The organism is Thermostichus lividus PCC 6715 (genome assembly GCF_002754935.1).
In the GTDB taxonomy this organism is placed as follows: Bacteria; Cyanobacteriota; Cyanobacteriia; order Thermosynechococcales; family Thermosynechococcaceae; genus Thermosynechococcus; species Thermosynechococcus lividus.
Genome location: NZ_CP018092.1, coordinates 2,269,824 through 2,289,310 on the forward strand (window position 1 = coordinate 2,269,824; position 19,487 = coordinate 2,289,310).

The window sequence follows — 19,487 nt, forward strand, 5'->3', positions numbered from 1 at the left end:
TAATGGCCTCAGTGTCGGACGCAACCTCCCTAACGGTTCCTGAGATGCTAAAACAGCTTCAAGGAGAGGATGCCAGTCTTCGCTACTATGCAGCATGGTGGTTGGGAAAGTTTGGGGTGGATGTGGCGACGGTGGCTGAGCGTCAGTCGATTGTCAGTGCCCTGATTGCAGCTCTGACAGATGAGTGCGATCGCACCGAACTGGGGGGCTACCCCCTGCGGCGCAATGCTGCCCGTGCCCTCGGCAAGCTTGGCGATCGCCGCGCCGTACCGTCCTTGGTTGCCTGTTTAGAGTGCGAGGACTTTTATGTGCGTGAAGCCGCCGCAGTCGCGCTGGGGCAGATCGGAGATACCGCTGCGGTTGATCCGCTCAAAGCCCTCCTTGCGGGCGGTGTAGCCATGGCTACTCTGGTTCCGGGGCGCCCTCACCTTGTCCAGCCCGTGGAAGCCACCATCGAGAGCCTAGGACAACTTGGGTGTCCGAGTGCCATTCCCCTGATCGAGCCGTTTTTGGCGCACGAGATGCCGCGGGTACAGTTTGCCGCTGCCCGGGCGCTGTTTCAGCTAACAGCGGCTCCGATCTATGGCGATCGCCTCATTGCCGCCCTCAGCAACGAGGATGTACAACTGCGGCGCAGCGCCTTGCTCGATCTGGGAGCCATGGGCTACTTGCCAGCAGCATCCGCCATTGTCACAGCCGCTGTGGAAACAAGCTTTAAGCTGATTGCCCTCCACGGTATTCTGAGCAAGCAATTGGCAATGGATGCGCCCACCACAGAACCCTTGTTCCAAGCCTTGGATCAACTCCTGTGAAGGAGAATGCCGATGGTTGACATTGCGCCTTACTGCCACGCCGTCACTGCTGCTACCACTGCTGAGGCGCTCACTGATGCCGTTGTCGCCCTAGCCGCACAGCAGGATGTCGCTGCTATCCCCACCCTGATTGACGTGTTGGGATACAATAACCCGGCCGCTGCTCAAGCCGCTGTCGACGGTTTGATTCAGCTTGGGGATGCGGCGGTTGAGCCTCTCCTTGACCGGCTTGATGATTACAACTATGGTGCTCGCGCCTACGAGGTACGGGTACTGGGTGCCATTGGTCATCCTGCGGCACTCAGGGTATTGCTAGGGGCAGCACAATCAGATTTTGCGCCCAGCGTGCGGCGAGCCGCCACCAAAGCGCTTGGCACCCTGCGTTGGCATCTCATTGAGGGGGAGCAGGAGCGTCGCCTTGGCCTTGAGCAGGTTCTACAGGTACTTCAGCGGAACACGGATGCTGCGGATTGGGCCGTGCGGTATGCCGTTGCTGTTGCCCTAGAGCACCTCCGTCAACAGCCTGCTGCCGCCATAATCCAGCCCTCAGTTGTGGCGCTGTTAACTGCCCTCGGCGATCGCGACCCCGATATTGTTGTGCGTTCCCGCTGCCAACTGGCCCTCAAAAGGGACACCGTCCATCTGTCCATGCATACCTAGAGGATTTGGAAGTTATGTCGTTACCCTTGCTGGGTGTTAAACCCAAAACCCTCAACCAGCGGGTTGTTAGCTACGAAGTGCCCGCTGAGGATGATCCCGTTATTTACCGCCTCACTGATGCAACCGACGCGGCGGACGTGGATGCCCTGATTTGGGCCGCCTACCGACAAATTTTTAGCGAGCATCTGATTCTAGAGTCCTACCGTCAGCCATTTCTAGAGTCGCAACTGCGCAACCGAGCCATTTCCGTCCAAGACTTTATTCGCGGTCTTGGCAAGTCCGAGGTCTATCGCGACCAAGTGGCGGCAGTCAATTCCAACTATCGCTTAGTGGATCTCTCCTTTAAGCGATTTTTGGGTCGTCCCACCTATAGCCAGCAAGAACAAATTGCTTGGTCAATTATTCTGGCAACCCAAGGGCTAGAAGGCTTCATTGATGCCCTTATCGAAAGTGATGAGTACCAGCAGAACTTTGGGGCAGATATTGTTCCCTACCAACGGCGGCGGCGCATGGCACGACCGTTTAACCTTGTTAACCCCCGCTATAGTGACTACTGGCGCAACAAAGAAATGTCCCTCAGTGGGCGCTCTTACTATCAAGTGCGCTACTATACTGCTGGCCCGCTAGACAAAACAGTCATCCGTGGTGCCATTCCCGCCAACTTTCTCTCCATGGCTCGGTCACTGGTGGTGCCCACCCTCGACAGCCAACGCCACGTTGCCCGCGCCACCTCCAGTTTGGTAACCGTCCCCAGCACAACCCTAGAGCGAGACTTGCCCCCCACTCCTGTCAAGCCAGTTCCGGTTGCGCTGCCCTATCGTTATTTGCCCTCTCAACCTACGGTGTAAGTCATGACCATTCCCTTGCTTGCCTATCCCCCCAGCTCGCAAAACCAGCGAGTTGCGGGCTACGAAGTTCCCAGTGACGAAACCCCACGGCGCTACTCCCTTGAGGACGCAACGGATCAGTCCACGATCAACGAATTAATTTGGGCTGCCTACCGCCAAGTGTTTAGTGAGCACGTCCTGCTGCAAAGTAGCCGTCAGCTTCATCTGGAGTCGCAGTTGAGCAACCGCACCATTTCAGTTCGAGACTTTATCCGTGGCTTAGCCAAGTCCGATGTCTTCCGCAAATTGGTGGTGGAAACCAATTCCAACTATCGGATTGTGGAACTTGCCTTGAAGCGTCTTTTGGGGCGGGCACCCTACAACAAGGATGAGGAACTGGCGTGGTCTATCCGTATTGCCACCGACGGCTGGCAGCGATTTGTGGATACCCTGATTGACAGTGACGAGTACACCCAAAACTTTGGTGACAATACCGTACCTTACCAGCGCCGCCGCTACAAGGATCGCCCCTTTAACTTGGTCACCCCTCGCTATAGCGACTACTGGCGCGATAAATTAGAAAGCAGTCGCTATAAGTGGGGCGATATTCGCAACTTCTTGGATATGGCGCGATCCGTCACGATTACGCCGGTGCAGTTTCGAGCGGTTTCCACTGCGAATGTGAGTATCCCTGATACCACCCGTAGCGATCGCCCGGCAGTTCCGGCCTCCATCAATCCCACGGCCACCTTTCCGCTGCGCTAGCTGTTGACCATTCACCTCTTTGACTTGGGAGAGACTCATGGATTTACCCTTACTGACGTACAAGCCGACAACTCAAAACCATCGTGTGGTGAGTTTTGGTACTGCTGATCTCAATGAAGATACCCCCTACATCTATCGCTTAGAGGATGCTGCTTCCTATCCTGAGATTCGCGACGTGATTTGGGCCTGTTATCGGCAAGTGTTTAGCGAACATGCTACCTTGGCCTTTAACCGGCAGATTACCCTTGAATCGCAGTTGGTGAACCGGGTCATAACGGTGCGGGACTTCATTCGCGGTCTGGCCAAATCCGAGCGGTTCTATAACACCGTTGTGGCGGTGAACGACAACTATCGCCTAGTCGAAGTGTGTCTGCGGCGGTTCCTCGGACGTAGTGCCTACAATCAAGATGAGAAAATTGCTTGGTCAATTAAAATTGGCACCCTAGGCTTCTCAGGGTTTGTCGATGCCTTGCTTGACAGTGAGGAATATACCCAAGCCTTTGGCGACTTTACGGTGCCTTACCAGCGCAAGCGAATGGAGGGTCGTCCCTTTAACCTAGTGACCCCCCGCTACGGCTATGAGTATCGCGATAAAGTGGGCACTACCACCACCGATTGGCGCTTTACTATCGAGAAATTCTACAACCGGAAGTTCCAAGAGCGGCGGTTGCCCGAAGGGGATCCCCGTAAATATCGTGAGCTGGCAGCGGCGATCGCGCCTAAGACGCGCTACGCCCAGCAACTGCGAGCCTCAGACCTAGACTATCTTGCCAAAGTGCCCCGTCGTCGCTAAAGGTCATACCCATTTTTGAGGTGATGACGTTGTAAGCTATAGCCGTTAGTTTTCAAGAAACTGGCGGCTTTTTTAAGCAAAACCGCCGCGCATCCTACGAAGTAAGCATGGATGAAATACCAGATTGCACCAATATGACTTTCTAGAGATTTTGAGAAGGATAAGGTTTGGCGGACTCATCGAGACACCCGTTGCCTCAGGGTGTTCTTCAATCGCAGGCAATGACTCCCACATGTGACGAGCAGCCGTTTCATCCCGTGCTCCAATATACTCCCCCAATTTCATGAGAGTCCGCATCAATCGCTAGCCATACCCACTATTTATTTCCCGTGCTACCCACAAACGACCATAACTCATCGCATTGAATGGTTAGCCGCCCTTTTTTTCGATGTCACCTACATATAACAGGGCACCGTCGCATATTTATCATTGACATAGGTTTGTAACCATCGGTCTGACACTTGGGCAGCACGGGCAATCCCCGCTAGGGGGACCCGTTCGAGTAGCAAGCGGTCAATCAATACACGAGTGTCTTGGTGAATGACTTTTTTTGCTAGGTTGCTCAATGAACTGTCGTCCGCACTCATGGCATTTTTTGTTTGACACTTGGGCACCGACGTTAGCATAGGTTGATGCTTAGATCCGTTGATGATACAGTGTACACTCTTTAGATAGTCTTCCACCATGAGACAGGTGCTAGCCTCTCACCAAATGCTGTGTTATCCGTTGGGGGTACTGCTGTCTGCTAGTGTGGCGATCGCCCCGGTTGAACCGCTTCATGCCAACGGTACTAGCAACCCTCAAGAATTACCCGTGTCCGTAGCAGCCGCGATCGCCATGCCAGTTGTGCTGAGTCGTGCAGTATTGAGCGAGGAACCTTCAGAGAGTGGCTTAACGGTTCCAAGTTTGTGGTGGGCCGTGCAGCAGTTTGGTGGCACCACCGTGCAACGATGGCAAGCCTATCCCGCCGAAGAGGGCGTTGGTGGACGGGTGGATCTCTTTATTTCACCGCCGGCGTGGGGACGCATGTCGTACCTACAACGGTTTGCCTTGGTGAACCAGTTGGGTAACTCCAGCCGCAGCTTTGGCTATAACCTGATTCTGCGCGATCGCCGGGACGTGATCTACGGTGCCTACACCTGCTCCTTTACAGCCGTAGCACAACAATATTTACCCCACGCCATTGATGCCACCGGCAATCCAGTACCCCTGTTCTTACCCCAGACCGAACTCGACTGTAGCGTTTGGATTAACCCCAACATTCCCGTAAGCGTGTTTTAAAACAAGTGTTGGCTAGGCGTTCAAGGGACTGATTTTAGGCTATAATAACTACGCTACGCGGATGTGGCGGAATTGGTATACGCGCACGTTTGAGGGGCGTGTGGCTTTGCCTTGCGAGTTCGAGTCTCGCCATCCGCATTGCTCATATTTACATAGAGCACGCTAAAAAAAGAGGCTGACCCTAACGGAGCCAGCCAGTTGTTTACTTGGGAACGCGCGCTAGACAGTACAAAGCAATTGAGAACAGGATTAGCTATGTACCACAAGTTTGACATTGGCATTCTGAAGGCCGGGGCGCTTCACCTCTGCCAAGGTTTTGTTGATGGCATACTTTTGGTTAATCGAATTAATTAGCTCAGTCTGGTTGTGCTTTTTAGCAACACCCCAGAGGTCAGCAATCAAGTCGAAGGTGCCATCCGCATTGCGAGACCAGCCCAGATCGTACTCCCCTTCGAGAACAGCGACGATGTCAGAGCGAACTCGCTGGCCATTGTAGCCACGCACATCAGCATCGGTTTTCACTGAAATGCCCAGATCCCGCAGAGACGCTTTGAGAATTTCAGCATCAGTGATTTTGGTGCGCAGAGTGCTGAAGTGAGACATAGTTGGATTTCCTCCAGATTGAGACAAAAAACAAAGAGACATTGGACTGAATGACCCACAATTTATGGAGAACCAAACCCTTGTGGCGGGGCCTTTCTTCTATCGACCGACAGAAGGAAGCTTGTTAAAACTCCAGTCGCTGGTATTCAGCCACTGAAGCAGCCGCTGGGCGAGCACGCTGCCGTGCCCAATCCCGCAGTGCGGTTACCTGTTCGTGCATCGTCTTGGAAAGAGGCTGGGTTGCACGACTGGCAGCAATAATATCGAGCTGAGTAAACTCTCGTCCTTGGGCGAAGGCCTCGTACATGGCAGCCACAATGGCCTGCTCAATTTCAGCCCCTGAGAACCCATCACAAATATTTGCTAACTGCTCTAGATCAAAGCGGTCAATGTCCCGCCGCCGCTTAGCCAAGTGAATGCGGAAAATCTCTCGCCGCTCTTCAGCATTTGGCAGATCAACAAAAAAGATTTCATCAAACCGCCCCTTGCGCAGAAACTCGCCTGGGAGTCGCTCCACGCGGTTAGCCGTTGCTAGCACAAACACCGGCGAGGTTTTTTCCTGCATCCAAGTCAAAAAGGAACCAAAAATACGGCTTGAGGTACCACCGTCAGAATCCGAAGACCCCGCCCCCCCGGCAAAGGCTTTGTCCATTTCGTCAATAAACAGAATGGCTGGGGAAATAGACTCAGCAGTCTTTAGGGCATTGCGCAAATTAGCTTCCGATCGCCCCACCATGGAGCCATCATAGACCCGCCCCATATCAAGGCGCAGCAGAGGCAGCCCCCAAAGGCGAGAGGTGGTTTTTGCAATCAAGGATTTACCACAGCCAGGCACACCCAAGATCAACATCCCCTTGGGTTGCGGCAGACCATACTCACGCGCCTTCTCGCTAAAGGCATTGTCTCGCTGCCGCAGCCACACCTTCAGTTCTTCGAGACCACCCACTGCGTCAATGGTCTCATCCACCTCCATGTACTCGAGAATGCCGTTGCGCCGGATAAGCTGCTTTTTCTCAGAGAGGATAATATCAACTTCCGCTTCAGTGAGGCGACCCGCCGTCACGGTGGCTTTACGGAAGACTTTTTCTGCCTCATCGCGGGTGAGACCAAGGGTGGCTTTGACGAGCTTTTCGCGAGCCTCGGGGCTAAGGCGGCGGTTACGCGGCTCAAGCTGAGCAGCTAACACCTCATCGAGTTCGCTGATACTGGGTAGCGGATAGTCAACAACAACGATTTCTTTTTCCAATTCAACGGGAATACGCTGCGCCGCCTCCGGAGACATGAGAATAATCGTCTTATTGGTATTCTTAAAACTGGCGATCGCGTCGCGCAGAGAGCGGGTGACTGGCGGTGAGTCAATGAACGGGTGTAAATCTTTGAAGACGTATATCCCCGGTTCGCGCTGATGCACCACCCACTGAATGGCTGCTTCTGGAGACACGGTATTGTGGTGACTATTGTTGCGAGCATGGCCATACTCCACCATGCCTTGGGTCACCGTCCAAAAGTAGAGCTTACGAGGGGTACGGCCTTGGCCTTGGGACTGGGCGATCGCCGCAATCGCTTGTTCTGCCCGCTCTTCTTCAGAGGTCAGGAGGTAGATCAGTGGGTACTGTGCTTGAATTAGGATACTGAGTTCTTCTTGCAAGGCAATCACCTCCTTCTTCAGTCAATCCAACGTGGACAATAGATGCGATAGAGCGAGTTTAACGCGCTGAGACTAGTTCAACAGGTAAGGAGGGAACACTCAAGCTGTCGTCATCAATCACCGTGGGTTGATTGACAAGGGCTGCTAATTCACCCCCCCGCAGCACAAGGGCACTGGCACACTCGGGGCAGCGATAAACACGATGGACATTACCGTGCTTCTGCTCGGCATACTCTGCCAGCACCTCTGGGTGCTCCAGCAAAAACTCAATGGCACGCTCCGCAAGGGTGGACATGGTTTCCTGCTCGACCACCGCGGCAATTTTTAATTGGCGATGGACATCGGCGGAGAGATACAATGTAACCTTTTGCTTGTCTTCCATAGGGGTAGGGTGAAGAAACGTACCTAGGTATGTGTGCCAGTGTAGTCATCCCATCTTTAGGGTGTCAAGGCAGTGTACCGTCAAAATGGCAATTTTGTAATATTTAGTTACATTTTTAGTTACATTCGGTGACCTGATAGTTGATGGCATCCTATGGGTGGTTTTTGTAGATCTTGGACAAGGCAGGGGCAGCGGGTTAGCCTTATGTCGCGGAATTTCCATCCGCCCGTGCAGCGGCGTCGTGAATCGCCAGTGCTATTAGAGCTATTAGAAGAGATTACAATTATCGGAATAGACTGAATGCCCTCTAGAGAGCCGCTTGCCTTGGTCGTGTATGTCTTTTCTTGACTATCTCCATGCTGAACCCCGCCGTGTCATTGTATTTGACGGTGCCATGGGCACAAACCTACAGTACCAAAACCTGACAGCAGCGGATTTTGGTGGCAAAGAGTATGAAGGGTGCAATGAATACTTAGTTATAAGCAAGCCAGAGGCAGTTGCCAAGGTTCACCGCGACTTTTTGGCGGCAGGGGCAGATGTCATTGAAACAAATACCTTTGGCTCGTCTTCGGTGGTGTTGAGTGAGTATAACTTGGGCGATCGCGCCTACGAGATTAGTTATAAAGCAGCCGCCTTGGCAAAATCTGTGGCCGCCGAGTTTAGTACTCCCGAAAAACCTCGATTTGTTGCTGGTTCCATGGGGCCTGGCACAAAACTCCCCACCCTTGGCCACATTGACTACGACAGCCTTTACGCAGCGTTTAAGGAGCAGGCGGCTGGCCTCTTTGACGGCGGGGTTGATTTGTTTATTATTGAGACCTGCCAAGATGTACTGCAAATTAAAGCCGCCTTGAACGGGGTGATGGCGGTGTTTGCCGAACGGGGAGAACAGCGCCCGTTGATGGTGTCGATCACGATGGAGCAGCAGGGCACCATGCTAGTAGGGTCAGACATTGGTGCTGCCCTGACGATCCTTGAACCCTACCCCATTGACATTTTAGGGTTGAACTGTGCCACTGGGCCTGACCTGATGGCAGAGCATATTCGCTACCTGTCAGCCCACTCACCCTTTGTGATCTCCTGCATTCCCAATGCAGGCTTGCCAGAAAATGTGGGAGGACACGCCCACTATAAGCTGACCCCAATGGAGTTGCGTCTGGCGCTGACGCGCTTTGTTGAAGACCTAGGGGTTCAAGTGATTGGCGGCTGTTGTGGCACCCGCCCCGATCACATTGCTGCCCTTGCCAGCATTGCTGCCACCCTTACCCCCAAAGCACGCACGCCCCAGCGTATTCCAGCGGCAGCCTCTATTTACAGTCCCCAACCCTACGACCAAGACAATTCCTTCTTAATTATTGGCGAGCGTCTGAATGCCAGTGGCTCGAAAAAGTGCCGTGATCTGCTGAATGCGGAAGACTGGGATGGTTTGGTGGCGCTCGGTCGCGCCCAAGTGCGTGAAGGTGCCCATATTCTTGATGTCAACGTCGATTATGTGGGACGCGATGGCGTGCGGGACATGCACGAGCTGGTCTCCCGCCTAGTTACCAACGTCACCCTGCCGCTGATGCTGGACTCTACTGAGTGGCAAAAGATGGAGGCGGGGTTGAAGGTTGCCGGGGGCAAGTGCTTACTCAACTCCACCAACTTTGAAGATGGTGAGCCGCGGTTTTACAAGGTTCTTGAACTGGCGAAAACCTACGGTGCGGGGGTGGTGGTGGGCACAATTGATGAAGAGGGGATGGCGCGAACGGCAGCGAAGAAGTTTGCCATTGCCAAGCGTGCCTACGATGCGGCGATCGCCTACGGTATCCCCCCTTACGAGCTATTCTTTGATCCCTTAGCCCTGCCCATTTCCACCGGCATTGAAGAGGATCGTGCCAACGGCAAGGCCACCATTGAGGCCATTCGCCAAATTCGGGCTGAACTTCCCGGCTGTCATATCCTCTTGGGGGTGTCGAATATTTCCTTTGGCCTAAATCCGGCCGCCCGTCAAGTTTTGAATTCAATGTTTTTACACGAGGCCATACAGGCGGGAATGGATGCGGCGATTGTCAGTGCGGCCAAAATTCTCCCCCTTGCTAAAATTGACCCAGAGCACCAAGACCTTTGCCGGGATCTCATTGAGGATCGACGGCGGTTTGAGGGAGGGGTCTGTGTCTATGACCCCCTCGCCGAACTCACGCGCCTATTTGCTGATAAAACCACCAAACACAATCGCGCCGACGTTGCTAACCTGCCGATTGAGGAGCGGTTAAAGCGGCATATTATCGATGGCGATCGCCAAGGATTAGACGAGACCCTTGCCAAAGCCCTTGAGACCTATGCCCCCCTTGACATCATCAATACCTTTTTACTGGAAGGCATGAAGGTGGTGGGGGAACTATTTGGGTCTGGGCAAATGCAACTCCCCTTTGTGCTCCAGTCCGCTGAAACCATGAAAGCCGCCGTGGCCTACCTTGAACCCTTTATGGAAAAGTCTGAAACCGGCAGCAATGCGAAGGGGACGGTGATTATTGCCACAGTCAAAGGGGATGTTCACGACATCGGTAAAAACCTAGTGGATATTATCCTCACCAACAACGGCTATCGGGTGATTAACCTTGGCATTAAGCAGCCGGTGGAAAACATTATCCAAGCCTACGAAGAACACAAGGCCGATTGCATTGCCATGAGTGGCCTGCTGGTTAAGTCCACGGCGTTTATGAAAGAGAACCTCGAACGCTTTAATGAGCGGGGGATTACGGTGCCTGTCATTTTGGGAGGGGCTGCCCTAACGCCTAAGTTTGTGTACGAGGACTGTCAGGCCACCTATCAGGGGCAAGTCATCTACGGTAAAGATGCCTTTGCGGATCTTCATTTTATGGATCGCTTGATGCCTGCCAAAGCGGCTGGCAAATGGAGCGATCGCCATGGCTTTTTAGATCAGGATGCCCCCCGCCAAGAATCATTATCGCCGCCTGACGAGCCACCCGTTGCCCCAGACAACAGTGGGCAGCCATCAGAACTGAGTTCACCGGTGGTGGATACGCGCCGCTCCGATGCTGTGGCCATCGATATTCCTCGACCCAAGCCGCCTTTTTGGGGCATTCGCCATCTCAAAGCCGATCAGATTCCCCTATCAGAGGTCTTTGCCTACTTGGATCTGCAGGCTCTGATTGCCGGACAGTGGCAGTTTCGCAAACCAAAGGAGCAGTCCCGTGCTGAGTACGATAGCTTCTTAGCGCAGACCGTGTACCCCATTTTGGAGTCTTGGAAGCAGCGCATCTTAGACGAGAACTTACTGCACCCTGAACTGATCTACGGGTACTTTCCCTGCCAAAGCCAAGGGAATACGCTGTACCTCTACGATCCAGCAGCAATGGCAGATGCCGCAGCCTTCACTCCAGAAGGGGCGATCGCCCAGTTCACGTTTCCCCGTCAAGCCAAGGGGCGACGGCTGTGTATTGCCGACTTCTTTGCACCCGTTGAATCAGGTATTATCGATGTCTTTCCCATGCAAGCAGTAACCGTCGGTGAGATTGCCACGGAAGTCGCTCAGCGCCTCTTTGCTGCCAACCAGTACACCGACTACCTCTACTTCCACGGCATGGCTGTTCAAACTGCCGAAGCCTTGGCGGAATGGTGTCATGCCCGCATTCGCCGCGAATTGGGCTGCACCCCGGATCCGACATCCATTCGCGACATTCTTGCCCAACGCTATCAAGGATCCCGCTATAGCTTTGGCTATCCCGCCTGCCCCAATATGCAGGATCAATATACGCAATTGCGGCTCTTGCAAGCCGAGCGCATGGGGATGTACATGGATGACAGCGAGCAACTCTATCCTGAGCAGTCAACAACTGCGATTATTTGCTACCATCCGGCTGCCAAATATTTCAGTGTTTGATGATGATAAAAGGCTTTTGACCCCTTAGTGGCCGATGACCTTGCCCTAGTAGCGCGATCGCGGTCGGTGGTTGGCCACGGAAAGCACCAGACCCAAGCCAATGTAGGTTGCCAACAACGCCGATCGCCCATAACTGAGAAAAGGAAGGGGAATACCAGTCACCGGAAACAGATTGACGGTCATGCCAATATTGACAACCGCTTGAAACACCAGCATCGAAAACAACCCGATCGCCAACAGCGACCCAAAATCAGTGCGAGCACTGTTAGCGATTTGCAGCAGCCGTAGGCCAATAAACCAGAAGAGAAAAAGAATCAGCAGGCCGCCAGCAAACCCCAATTCCTCACCAATGGCCGAAAAAATAAAGTCAGTATGCTGCTCTGGAATAAAGCCCAACTGGGTTTGGGTGCCCTGAAAAATCCCGCGTCCCCATAGGCCCCCTGCACCGATAGCAATCCGCGACTGAATCAAGTGATACCCCGCCCCCAATGGATCTTTATCGGGGTCTAAAAACATCAAAAGACGATTTTTCTGATACTCCTTAAGGACACTCCACAGCAGTTGCCCCAGTCCGGCTCCGGACAAATTGAGCACAATGCCACCAATGGCACCAATCCACCCTAAAGGTAAGCTGCGCCATGCCACAATCCCCATCGCCAAGGTCCACAGTAACCAGACCCATAGGTTCAATTCGTAAGGCAGGGGAAGGGCAAATAAAATGGCCGCCACCAAGGGCGAGAGCATGAGGATAATCCAGCCGAGGCGGGCATTGGCCCAGTAGAGCATTCCTAGGGTGATGGCACCAAACACTAGGGAGGTGCCCAGATCCGGCTCGGTTAAAATGAGCAACAACGGCGGAGCCGTAGCGATAAAGACGCGCAGGATGCCCGCCAGTCCATTGGCCGGTACCCGATGCAGCAGAGCCGCTTGGGTAAGAATAATTGAAATTTTGGCAAACTCTGAGGGTTGTAAGTTAAAGCCAGCGATGGGCAGCCAACTCTGAGCACCGTTGGCCTCAACGCCGAATAAACTCACGGCCAGCAGCAGCGCACAGCTTAGGCCATAGACAAACCAGTGGACACCTATAAATGCTGACTCCGGAATACGCGCCAAGGTGAGGGCAAGAACCGTTCCCACGATTGCCACGGCCACGTGTTGGAAGCCATCTTTGTCGCCGATGTGCAGTTCAGCACTGTGAATAAACAGAGCACCGATCAGTGTAATGAGCCACACCGCAATTAGCAGTGACCAATCGACCCCCCGCCACGGGTATAACCATGCCTGCCAGCGACGTTGGCGCAGGAGCGTTGTCCAAAACATAGTCAATATCCCTCGTTTCGCACTAGGCTGGAACAAAGCCAACAGATTCAAGCCCTCATTGTATCCCTATCGAGGAAGTTCATGTTCGATTGGCAGCAGCGGTTTTCTAAACTCCTATGGTCTATTTCCGGCCGGTTATTGGTCGTCATGCTGCTGACCTCGCTGCTTCCTATGGGAGCAGTGGTACTCTACAACCAGTCGGAAAGTAGCTTGATGATGGAGGATGCCGAAATCCAAGCCTTGAAACTACTAGCCATTGGCAAAGCTCGTTCCCTTGATCAGTTGATTAATGATGTGCTCAGTGATGCCAGGCTAGTGGCGGAAGACTATGAAATTCAGCGGTTTCTGAGGGATGCGATTGACTTTCCTAGCGATCACACCTCTATCCAGAGCCTGCTGCGCAGTGTGAACAATCTCAGCCACACCTACAACGACGTGATCCTCTTAACCCGTGAGGGGCGCTCCATCCAAGCAACTGACCCTGCCTTGATTGGCGATGACTATTCGCAAACGGAGCTTTGGCAGCGGGGCATTCAAGAGAATAATTTCGTCTCGACGGTGAAGATCAAAAGCACGATCGCCAATGAACCAGTATTTGTTGTCTTTCAGCGCATTCGGGACAACAATCAAAGATTGCTAGGGGCGGTCTTACTAACGCTGCGTGCCGCTGCCATTAAAGACATCATTACCTATCTGGTGCCGGATATTCGCGGCGAGTCGTTTCTAATTGATCATCATGGCCTGATGCTCAGCAGCACCAACCCCAATATTGATTTGCACAGTTTAGAACCACTGTCCGAGCCAGTTATCCGCTCTTATTTCCTCTTTGTGCCGCCCCAACCCATTCCTACCTTGAGCGATCGCTCCAATAAGCGGCTGCGGGACGTGATTTTCGGCTCGAATCGTCCCGGAACGTTAGCCTATTCAGAAAATGACGATCGCCGCCCAGACCATGTGTTAGCCTATGCGCCACTGGCTCGAAAACAAGCAGCAGTGGTGGTTAGTGTGCGCCTACAGGAGTTTCTCGCTCCCCTCGATGCCTTAGCGATGCGGGGCTTAGTGAGTTTGCTATTTGTGGGCGGCGGGGTTATTGTCATCTCCTTAGTTGTGGCGCAATCCATTACGAGACCGATTCGGGCGATCGCCACAGCTGCTCGCAACCTCAAAAACGATCGATTTGACGCCAGCGTTCTTACGCCCTATACCCACTCTCAGGATGATATGGGGGAACTCGCACAAACATTTTTAGAAATGGCTCTAGAAGTAGAGCACCGCCACCACCAATTGCAACAGCAGCTCAGTGATCTCAAGATTGAAATTGATCAAGAGAAACGCAAAAAAGCAGTTGCAGAAATTACCGAAACAGATTATTTCCAAACCTTGCGCGATCGCGCCCATGCCCTACGGCAACAGGCAAAATCTGCCCCAACTCATCCTAGCGCAGCGGGCAATGACCCCCAGTCTCAGGAGACCCCCAACCATGAGTCCTAGCTCGAACCCAACACCCACCATCCCTGCCTTAGCCACCTTGCCGCGCCATCCCTACATTGACGCTGCTGGCCAAGTGGCACCCAACCTACAGAGCTGCATTGGGGTCTATGCCATTTTTGATGCTGCCGAGGTATTGCAGTACATTGGCTATTCCCGGGATATACGGCTGAGCCTCCAGCAGCACCTTGTCCGCTGCCCCAACGAGTGCGTGAGCTACGCCGTCGTTAGCATCGATCGCCCCGATCGCCCGTGGTTGCAGGCCATTCAAGCACAATGGATAGCTGAAGTAGGGGCAATTCCCATTGGCAATGCCCAAGAGCGAGCGCGCTGGGAGCAGGCCATTGATGTGCGCCCCCTGATGAGCGTCGCTGAGGCAGAAGCTCTCGCCACCGCAGACCCATTGCAGCAACCAAAACTCCTGAAACAGGTTGCACGGCGGGTTGAGGCCGACATTCTTAAGCAGTTGCACCAGCGATCGCTGCGAGAAACCTTAGTGTTTAACCCAAAACTCAAGGAGAGCGGACGACTAGACCTCAAGTCATAGACATTCTCTAAAGAAAGCATTAGCCTGAAACAGGCACACATTAGCCTTTAGGAGACGTCTATGGCGGAAACACCCGTCCCCCCTGAAACCGTCCTGCACCAGTTACAATGGCGGTACGCCACAAAAAAATTTGATCCCAGCCGACCCATTCCCGATAGTCTTTGGCAGGTTCTCTGTCAAAGCTTAGTTTTGGCTCCCTCATCCTTTGGCTTGCAGCCGTGGAAGTTTTTTGTGATTACCACCCCTGACCTTCGGCAGGCGCTTTTACCCCATACCTGGAATCAACGCCAAGTAGTTGATGCCTCTCATTTAGTAGTGTTTGCCATTAAAACAGGGATTAACGCCGCAGATGTGGATCGCTACTTGGCTCGCCAAGCCGAAGTGCACAACACCAGCGTAGAAAACTTACAAAAGTACGGCGACATCGTCAAAGGATTTCTGCAATCGCCGCCCTACCCTCTCAACCTCGATGAGTGGTCAACTCGCCAAGTGTATATTGCCCTGAGCCAGTTTATGGTCACCGCCGCCATGCTGGGCATAGATACCTGCCCCATGGAAGGATTCCTACCGCAGGAATACGACCGCGTGCTAGGCTTACCCGATCAGGGCTACCATGCCGTTGTGGTTTGCGCTGCTGGCTATCGCGCCGCCGATGACAAGTATGCCACCTTACCTAAGGTGCGCTATCCCCTTGAGGCCGTGATAGAAGTTCGTTAACTTAGGTGCAAAAAAGGGCAGCTCCGTAGAACTGCCCTCAATCAATTGAGAATTAAATCAAGTATCGGCAAACCTTAGAACGTGAAGGTTGTCCGAATGACGCCTTGAAGAATTGGCTGACCAGAAATAAGCCCAGCACCATTGGTGTTGTTGGGGTTAATGATCGCCGTGAAGATAGGCGTAATGCTGATGTTGTCGCTGATGGGGAACTTGTAGAAAGCTTCAACGTTAACTTGGTTAGCATTGTTGATAAAGCCAGCGGAAGGAGCACTGTTAATAAACGGTGCGCCCGCAGCAGCCGCCAACACAGACCCCGGAACCAACAAGTCTTTGTAGCCAATCCCCGCCATGAAGGAGTAGGCCATCATACCAGAGGCAGGGAACCCTAGGAAGGAGTAGGGCAAGGGAGACATCCGTGGATTGTAGCTCGCCGGAATACCGGCAACACCAGCACGACCAAAAATCCCTAAGCGACCAAGGTTGAGCTCAAAGTTAAGACCACCGGCACGGCTTTCGACCCCATAGGTTTTGGAGTAGGTGCCTTGCAGTTTAACAGCATAGCTGTTGCGGCCATTGCCAAAGGTGTTGGCATACTCTAACTCAAGCGATCCTTGGAAGGGATCACCTGCAAAGCCACCGCTGGGAAGCGCGCCAGAGAAGGGGTTACCTGCATTGGCAGCAATGTAGAGCGCCCGAGCAGTAAATGGTCCTTCATTGGGGTTCCACTGAATCGCAGCACCCGCACCACCCAAGAAGTTCAAGGCATAGGGCACGATGAAGGGGTTGTTGATGAAGAAGTAGGTGCCAAAGTCACTGGCTGGGGAGTTGGCCCAACTGTTGGTGTCGATGATGTCGCTAGGATAGAACTGCGGACCGGCGGTAATCGTAACGTCCTGCGTAGGCTTGAAGCTATAGGCCAAGCGGTACAAGTTTACACCAGGACCAAAACCGGACCAGTAGTACTGGCTAGGGCTGAAGTAGGGCAAGGGAGCACCAAAGGTAGCTGTTGGGTTACCACCAATCCCAGTGCCGTAGGCGAAGGGGTTCTGGTTGAGACCAACCCCATAGGTACTGATAGCATCCAACCCACCATTCCCTGTCGAAAGACTGGTTTGCAGCAGGTCAGTGCCTGTGAAGCTGGTATTCAGGTTGAGAATAACCGCCGCAATAACTGTTGGATTAGTTTGGGTTGGCGTAAAAGAGACAATCGGGAAAAATCCAGGAGGTGAAGTACTCCCCGGAACGGTACTGCTGGGAACACCCGAACCAAGGCTAAAGGGTGGGTTGGCGGTAAGCGCACTGCTGCTAAAGCGGCCACCGTATTGCACCGACATCACGGCAGTACCGGTGAGTTTAGTAGTGGTCGAAAATTGAGTCGCTTCGAGGGCAGCAGTCCGTGCTTCAAGGTTATCGACACGACCGCGTAGGGTGGCCAGTTCAGCAGCGAACTCATCCATCAGTTTTTGCAGGGTGGCGAGTTCTTCTTTGGTGGCAAAGCGATCGCTAATAACGTCCAAGCAGGCGTTCAGGGCAGCAGCCATTTCGTAACGGGTGGCGGCACGGTTGCCACGGAAGGTGCCATCGGGATAACCCGCAATACAACCATATTTTTCAACGAGGGATGCCAAGGCTTGGTACGCCCAGTCCGTTGGGCGAACATCTGACAACTGAGATACCGAGGTCACCTGACCCATGGATTCTTCGTTTGCCAATAGCTGGTTGACTGAAGTGATGGCACCAGAGGCATCCGCAATGGCATTGGGGGCAGGCAACGCTTCGGAAACTTGTAGATTTTGGGGTTCGGCCGCAATCAGATTTTCAAAGGAAGCGGGTTCATTAGCTGTAGCAATGTTGGCCCCTGCAACAACACCCAGTAGGCTCAAGCTACCCGCTAAAAGGTACGTTTTTTTCACAATGTTACTCCTCACTCACGAGCATTCTGGGTAGGCAGAGCGAAAACTCAGTCTGCTATCCCCTAATACCTAGCTTACACAATATAGCTTAGTCGAGTGGCTAGCTTATTATGCAAACCTTGGTAGATTCTAGTCTCTCCGTTGGGAATTCGTCAATTGTTTTTTTACTTTTCTAGAATTGTTTTCTAGAATTCTTTTTTTGTACAGGGGCGGTGTTCCATACAATTAGTTTAAGCGCCAGACCAAAGCGACAATGTGGAGTGTGCCTTGAACAAGTCCCCTTTGAGCGCAATGGAGGTGTTAGCTCGCTACCGCCGTGGCGATCGCCAGTTTATGGGGGCGAACCTCACCGGTATCGACCTCGAAGGCGCGGATCTGCGGGGTGTGAACTTGCAGGGCGCGAATCTGAGCCAAGCGAACCTTGCCCATGCCAACCTTGAAGGAGCGAACCTGAGTGCGGCTAACTTAGATCAGGCCAATGTGGTTGGCGCACATCTGAGGGGGGCAAATCTTGAGAATGCGCTGCTGGGCACCATTATCCGTTATCCACTCCCACCAGCCCCCTTGACCCCGCCGCTCACTGTGGCAGAGATTCTCCAGCAGTACCAACGCGGGGTTCGCCAGTTCCATGGCTTAGATCTAAGTCAATTTGATTTTGAAGGGGAAGACCTGAGCGGTATTGATTTTGCAGGCTGCTGCTTAGAGGGCAGTAACTTTAAGTTGGCTATTCTCCAGGACGCGAATTTTGCAGGGGCGAACTTGCGATCGGCCAGCTTGGCCATGGCGGATCTGCAGCAGGCTAACTTTGCGGGGGCAGATCTGCGGGGTTGTTCCCTCAAGGGTGCCGATCGCCGTGGGGCACGCTACGATGGCAAGACGCAATTTGATCCGGACTTTGATCCGAAAAAAGGAGGGATGCGGCAGGTTAATTAAGCTAGGCTTAGGTAAGCTAATTTGAACCGTTTGTCAAGTCATCAAGGGCTGGTTTATCGAATGTGAGCGAACAACCCCGTCCGCTTGCAGTGGGGAGGATGTCAAAGGGTTGCCGTGCCCACTTGATCCAGCACTCGAATTGGGCCTGTGACATCCCCTGTGAGAAACTGCCGCAGGTAAGGATTGTCTGTTGTTTTCGCTTCGGCGCGGCTGCCCTGCCAGCAAATACGTCCTTGATAGAGCAAGATGAGGCGATCGCCCGTGCGCTCGATGGTACTGTTTTGGTGAGTCACAATAGCGTAGGCATGACCTGTGCGTTCCTTAAGATCGCGGATGAGCTGCTCCACGACGGTTGAGGCAATGGGGTCTAAGCCTGCGGTGGGTTCGTCGTACAGCAGTAATCGCGGATCATCCTCGGTATCATCGGGATTGTCAGCAATGGCACGGGCTAAACTCACCCGCTTGCGCATACCGCCAGAGAGTTGCGCTGGATAGAGGTCTTCCATCCCAGATAAGCCCACCATCGCTAGTTTTTCACTGACAATCTCGCGGATGCGTGCCTCCGGCAGTCGTGTGTGGTGATACAGATAAAAGCCGACATTTTCGCCAACTGTAAGCGAGTCAAACAGCGCCGACTGTTGGAATACCATACTCATGCGCACGTGGTGATGGCCGTCTTGCAGCAATCCTTGCCGCCGCTCCCCCGCAATATAAATCTCACCGCTATCCGGCTCCAGTAACCCTGCAATGAGGCGCAAAACCGTGGACTTGCCTGTTCCCGACGGCCCTAAAATGGCCAAGGCATCATCAGGATAAATGCAAAGATCGATGTTGTCTAAGACTCGCTGGTTGCCAAAGGCTTTCGAGATGCCTCGTAGTTCGACCAATGGCTCGGGCATGGTTACTGTCCCT

At 53.3% G+C, this 19,487-nt stretch carries 17 protein-coding genes, 1 tRNA gene and 1 pseudogene; 12 read left to right on the forward strand and 7 right to left on the reverse strand.

The window, feature by feature from the left end:
* Positions 1-2 precede the first annotated feature (2 nt).
* The 5 genes from BRW62_RS11030 to BRW62_RS11050 are packed head-to-tail and all read left to right on the forward strand — an operon-like array spanning position 3 to position 3,857.
* The gene (locus tag BRW62_RS11030) at positions 3-812 is read left to right on the forward strand and encodes a HEAT repeat domain-containing protein (RefSeq protein WP_227517382.1); all 810 of its coding nucleotides are present in this window, start codon (positions 3-5) and stop codon (positions 810-812) included.
* Between the two features lie 12 nt (positions 813-824).
* A complete protein-coding gene (locus BRW62_RS11035; protein WP_099799465.1) occupies positions 825-1,472 on the forward strand; it encodes a HEAT repeat domain-containing protein in 648 nt (215 codons plus the stop codon).
* A gap of 14 nt (positions 1,473-1,486) precedes the next feature.
* Positions 1,487-2,320, forward strand: a complete 834-nt coding sequence (locus BRW62_RS11040) for a phycobilisome rod-core linker polypeptide (protein WP_099799466.1) — start codon at positions 1,487-1,489, stop codon at positions 2,318-2,320.
* Between the two features lie 3 nt (positions 2,321-2,323).
* Positions 2,324-3,064, forward strand: a complete 741-nt coding sequence (locus BRW62_RS11045) for a phycobilisome rod-core linker polypeptide (protein ID WP_099799467.1) — start codon at positions 2,324-2,326, stop codon at positions 3,062-3,064.
* 37 nt (positions 3,065-3,101) lie between these two features.
* A complete protein-coding gene (locus BRW62_RS11050; protein WP_099799468.1) occupies positions 3,102-3,857 on the forward strand; it encodes a phycobilisome rod-core linker polypeptide in 756 nt (251 codons plus the stop codon).
* 101 nt (positions 3,858-3,958) lie between these two features.
* On the opposite strand, the pseudogene BRW62_RS15530 reads toward BRW62_RS11050, so the two are convergent.
* Positions 3,959-4,463, reverse strand: a pseudogene (locus BRW62_RS15530) (IS1 family transposase); the annotation flags it as partial.
* Positions 4,464-4,541: 78 nt separating this feature from the next.
* Between BRW62_RS15530 and BRW62_RS11060 the strand changes: the two are divergent.
* Both BRW62_RS11060 and BRW62_RS11065 read left to right on the forward strand, forming a co-directional pair.
* Positions 4,542-5,138: a hypothetical protein gene (locus BRW62_RS11060; RefSeq protein WP_157768363.1), complete on the forward strand. Its 597-nt coding sequence runs from the start codon at positions 4,542-4,544 to the stop codon at positions 5,136-5,138.
* A gap of 57 nt (positions 5,139-5,195) precedes the next feature.
* Positions 5,196-5,276, forward strand: a tRNA-Leu gene (locus BRW62_RS11065).
* A gap of 111 nt (positions 5,277-5,387) precedes the next feature.
* Here BRW62_RS11065 and BRW62_RS11070 read toward each other — a convergent pair.
* From BRW62_RS11070 to BRW62_RS11080, 3 genes are all read right to left on the reverse strand, one after another.
* The gene (locus BRW62_RS11070) at positions 5,388-5,741 is read right to left on the reverse strand and encodes a DUF1257 domain-containing protein (RefSeq protein ID WP_099799471.1); all 354 of its coding nucleotides are present in this window, start codon (positions 5,739-5,741) and stop codon (positions 5,388-5,390) included.
* A 124-nt stretch (positions 5,742-5,865) separates the two neighbouring features.
* On the reverse strand, positions 5,866-7,389 hold the full coding sequence (gene ycf46, locus BRW62_RS11075; protein ID WP_198406263.1) for a stress-responsive protein Ycf46: 1,524 nt from the start codon (positions 7,387-7,389) through the stop codon (positions 5,866-5,868).
* 58 nt (positions 7,390-7,447) lie between these two features.
* Positions 7,448-7,771 carry a hypothetical protein gene (locus BRW62_RS11080; protein ID WP_099799473.1) on the reverse strand — a complete coding sequence of 108 codons (324 nt, stop codon included), beginning with the start codon at positions 7,769-7,771 and terminating at the stop codon, positions 7,448-7,450.
* Between the two features lie 334 nt (positions 7,772-8,105).
* On the opposite strand from BRW62_RS11080, the gene metH reads away from it, so the two are divergent.
* Positions 8,106-11,657, forward strand: a complete 3,552-nt coding sequence (metH, locus tag BRW62_RS11085) for a methionine synthase (RefSeq protein WP_099799474.1) — start codon at positions 8,106-8,108, stop codon at positions 11,655-11,657.
* Positions 11,658-11,702: 45 nt separating this feature from the next.
* Here metH and rodA read toward each other — a convergent pair whose 3' ends face one another.
* On the reverse strand, positions 11,703-12,977 hold the full coding sequence (gene rodA, locus BRW62_RS11090; RefSeq protein ID WP_099799475.1) for a rod shape-determining protein RodA: 1,275 nt from the start codon (positions 12,975-12,977) through the stop codon (positions 11,703-11,705).
* A gap of 81 nt (positions 12,978-13,058) precedes the next feature.
* On the opposite strand from rodA, the gene BRW62_RS11095 reads away from it, so the two are divergent.
* From BRW62_RS11095 to BRW62_RS11105, 3 genes are read left to right on the forward strand one after another with little or no spacing between them, the layout of a single operon-like run.
* Positions 13,059-14,468: a cache domain-containing protein gene (locus BRW62_RS11095; protein WP_099799476.1), complete on the forward strand. Its 1,410-nt coding sequence runs from the start codon at positions 13,059-13,061 to the stop codon at positions 14,466-14,468.
* Positions 14,458-15,012, forward strand: coding sequence for a GIY-YIG nuclease family protein (locus tag BRW62_RS11100; RefSeq protein WP_099799477.1), 555 nt, complete (start codon positions 14,458-14,460; stop codon positions 15,010-15,012). The genes BRW62_RS11095 and BRW62_RS11100 overlap by 11 nt, the downstream gene beginning before the upstream one ends.
* A gap of 60 nt (positions 15,013-15,072) precedes the next feature.
* Positions 15,073-15,729 (forward strand): NAD(P)H-dependent oxidoreductase, encoded by a 657-nt coding sequence (locus BRW62_RS11105; RefSeq protein WP_099799478.1) that lies wholly within the window; start codon positions 15,073-15,075, stop codon positions 15,727-15,729.
* A 74-nt stretch (positions 15,730-15,803) separates the two neighbouring features.
* Here BRW62_RS11105 and BRW62_RS11110 read toward each other — a convergent pair whose 3' ends face one another.
* Positions 15,804-17,642: an iron uptake porin gene (locus BRW62_RS11110; protein ID WP_227517383.1), complete on the reverse strand. Its 1,839-nt coding sequence runs from the start codon at positions 17,640-17,642 to the stop codon at positions 15,804-15,806.
* Between the two features lie 267 nt (positions 17,643-17,909).
* Between BRW62_RS11110 and BRW62_RS11115 the strand changes: the two genes are divergently transcribed.
* The gene (locus BRW62_RS11115) at positions 17,910-18,575 is read left to right on the forward strand and encodes a pentapeptide repeat-containing protein (protein ID WP_157768364.1); all 666 of its coding nucleotides are present in this window, start codon (positions 17,910-17,912) and stop codon (positions 18,573-18,575) included.
* A 101-nt stretch (positions 18,576-18,676) separates the two neighbouring features.
* On the opposite strand, the gene BRW62_RS11120 is transcribed toward BRW62_RS11115, so the two are convergent.
* Positions 18,677-19,474: an ABC transporter ATP-binding protein gene (locus BRW62_RS11120; protein WP_099799481.1), complete on the reverse strand. Its 798-nt coding sequence runs from the start codon at positions 19,472-19,474 to the stop codon at positions 18,677-18,679.
* Between the last annotated feature and the right edge of the window lie 13 nt (positions 19,475-19,487).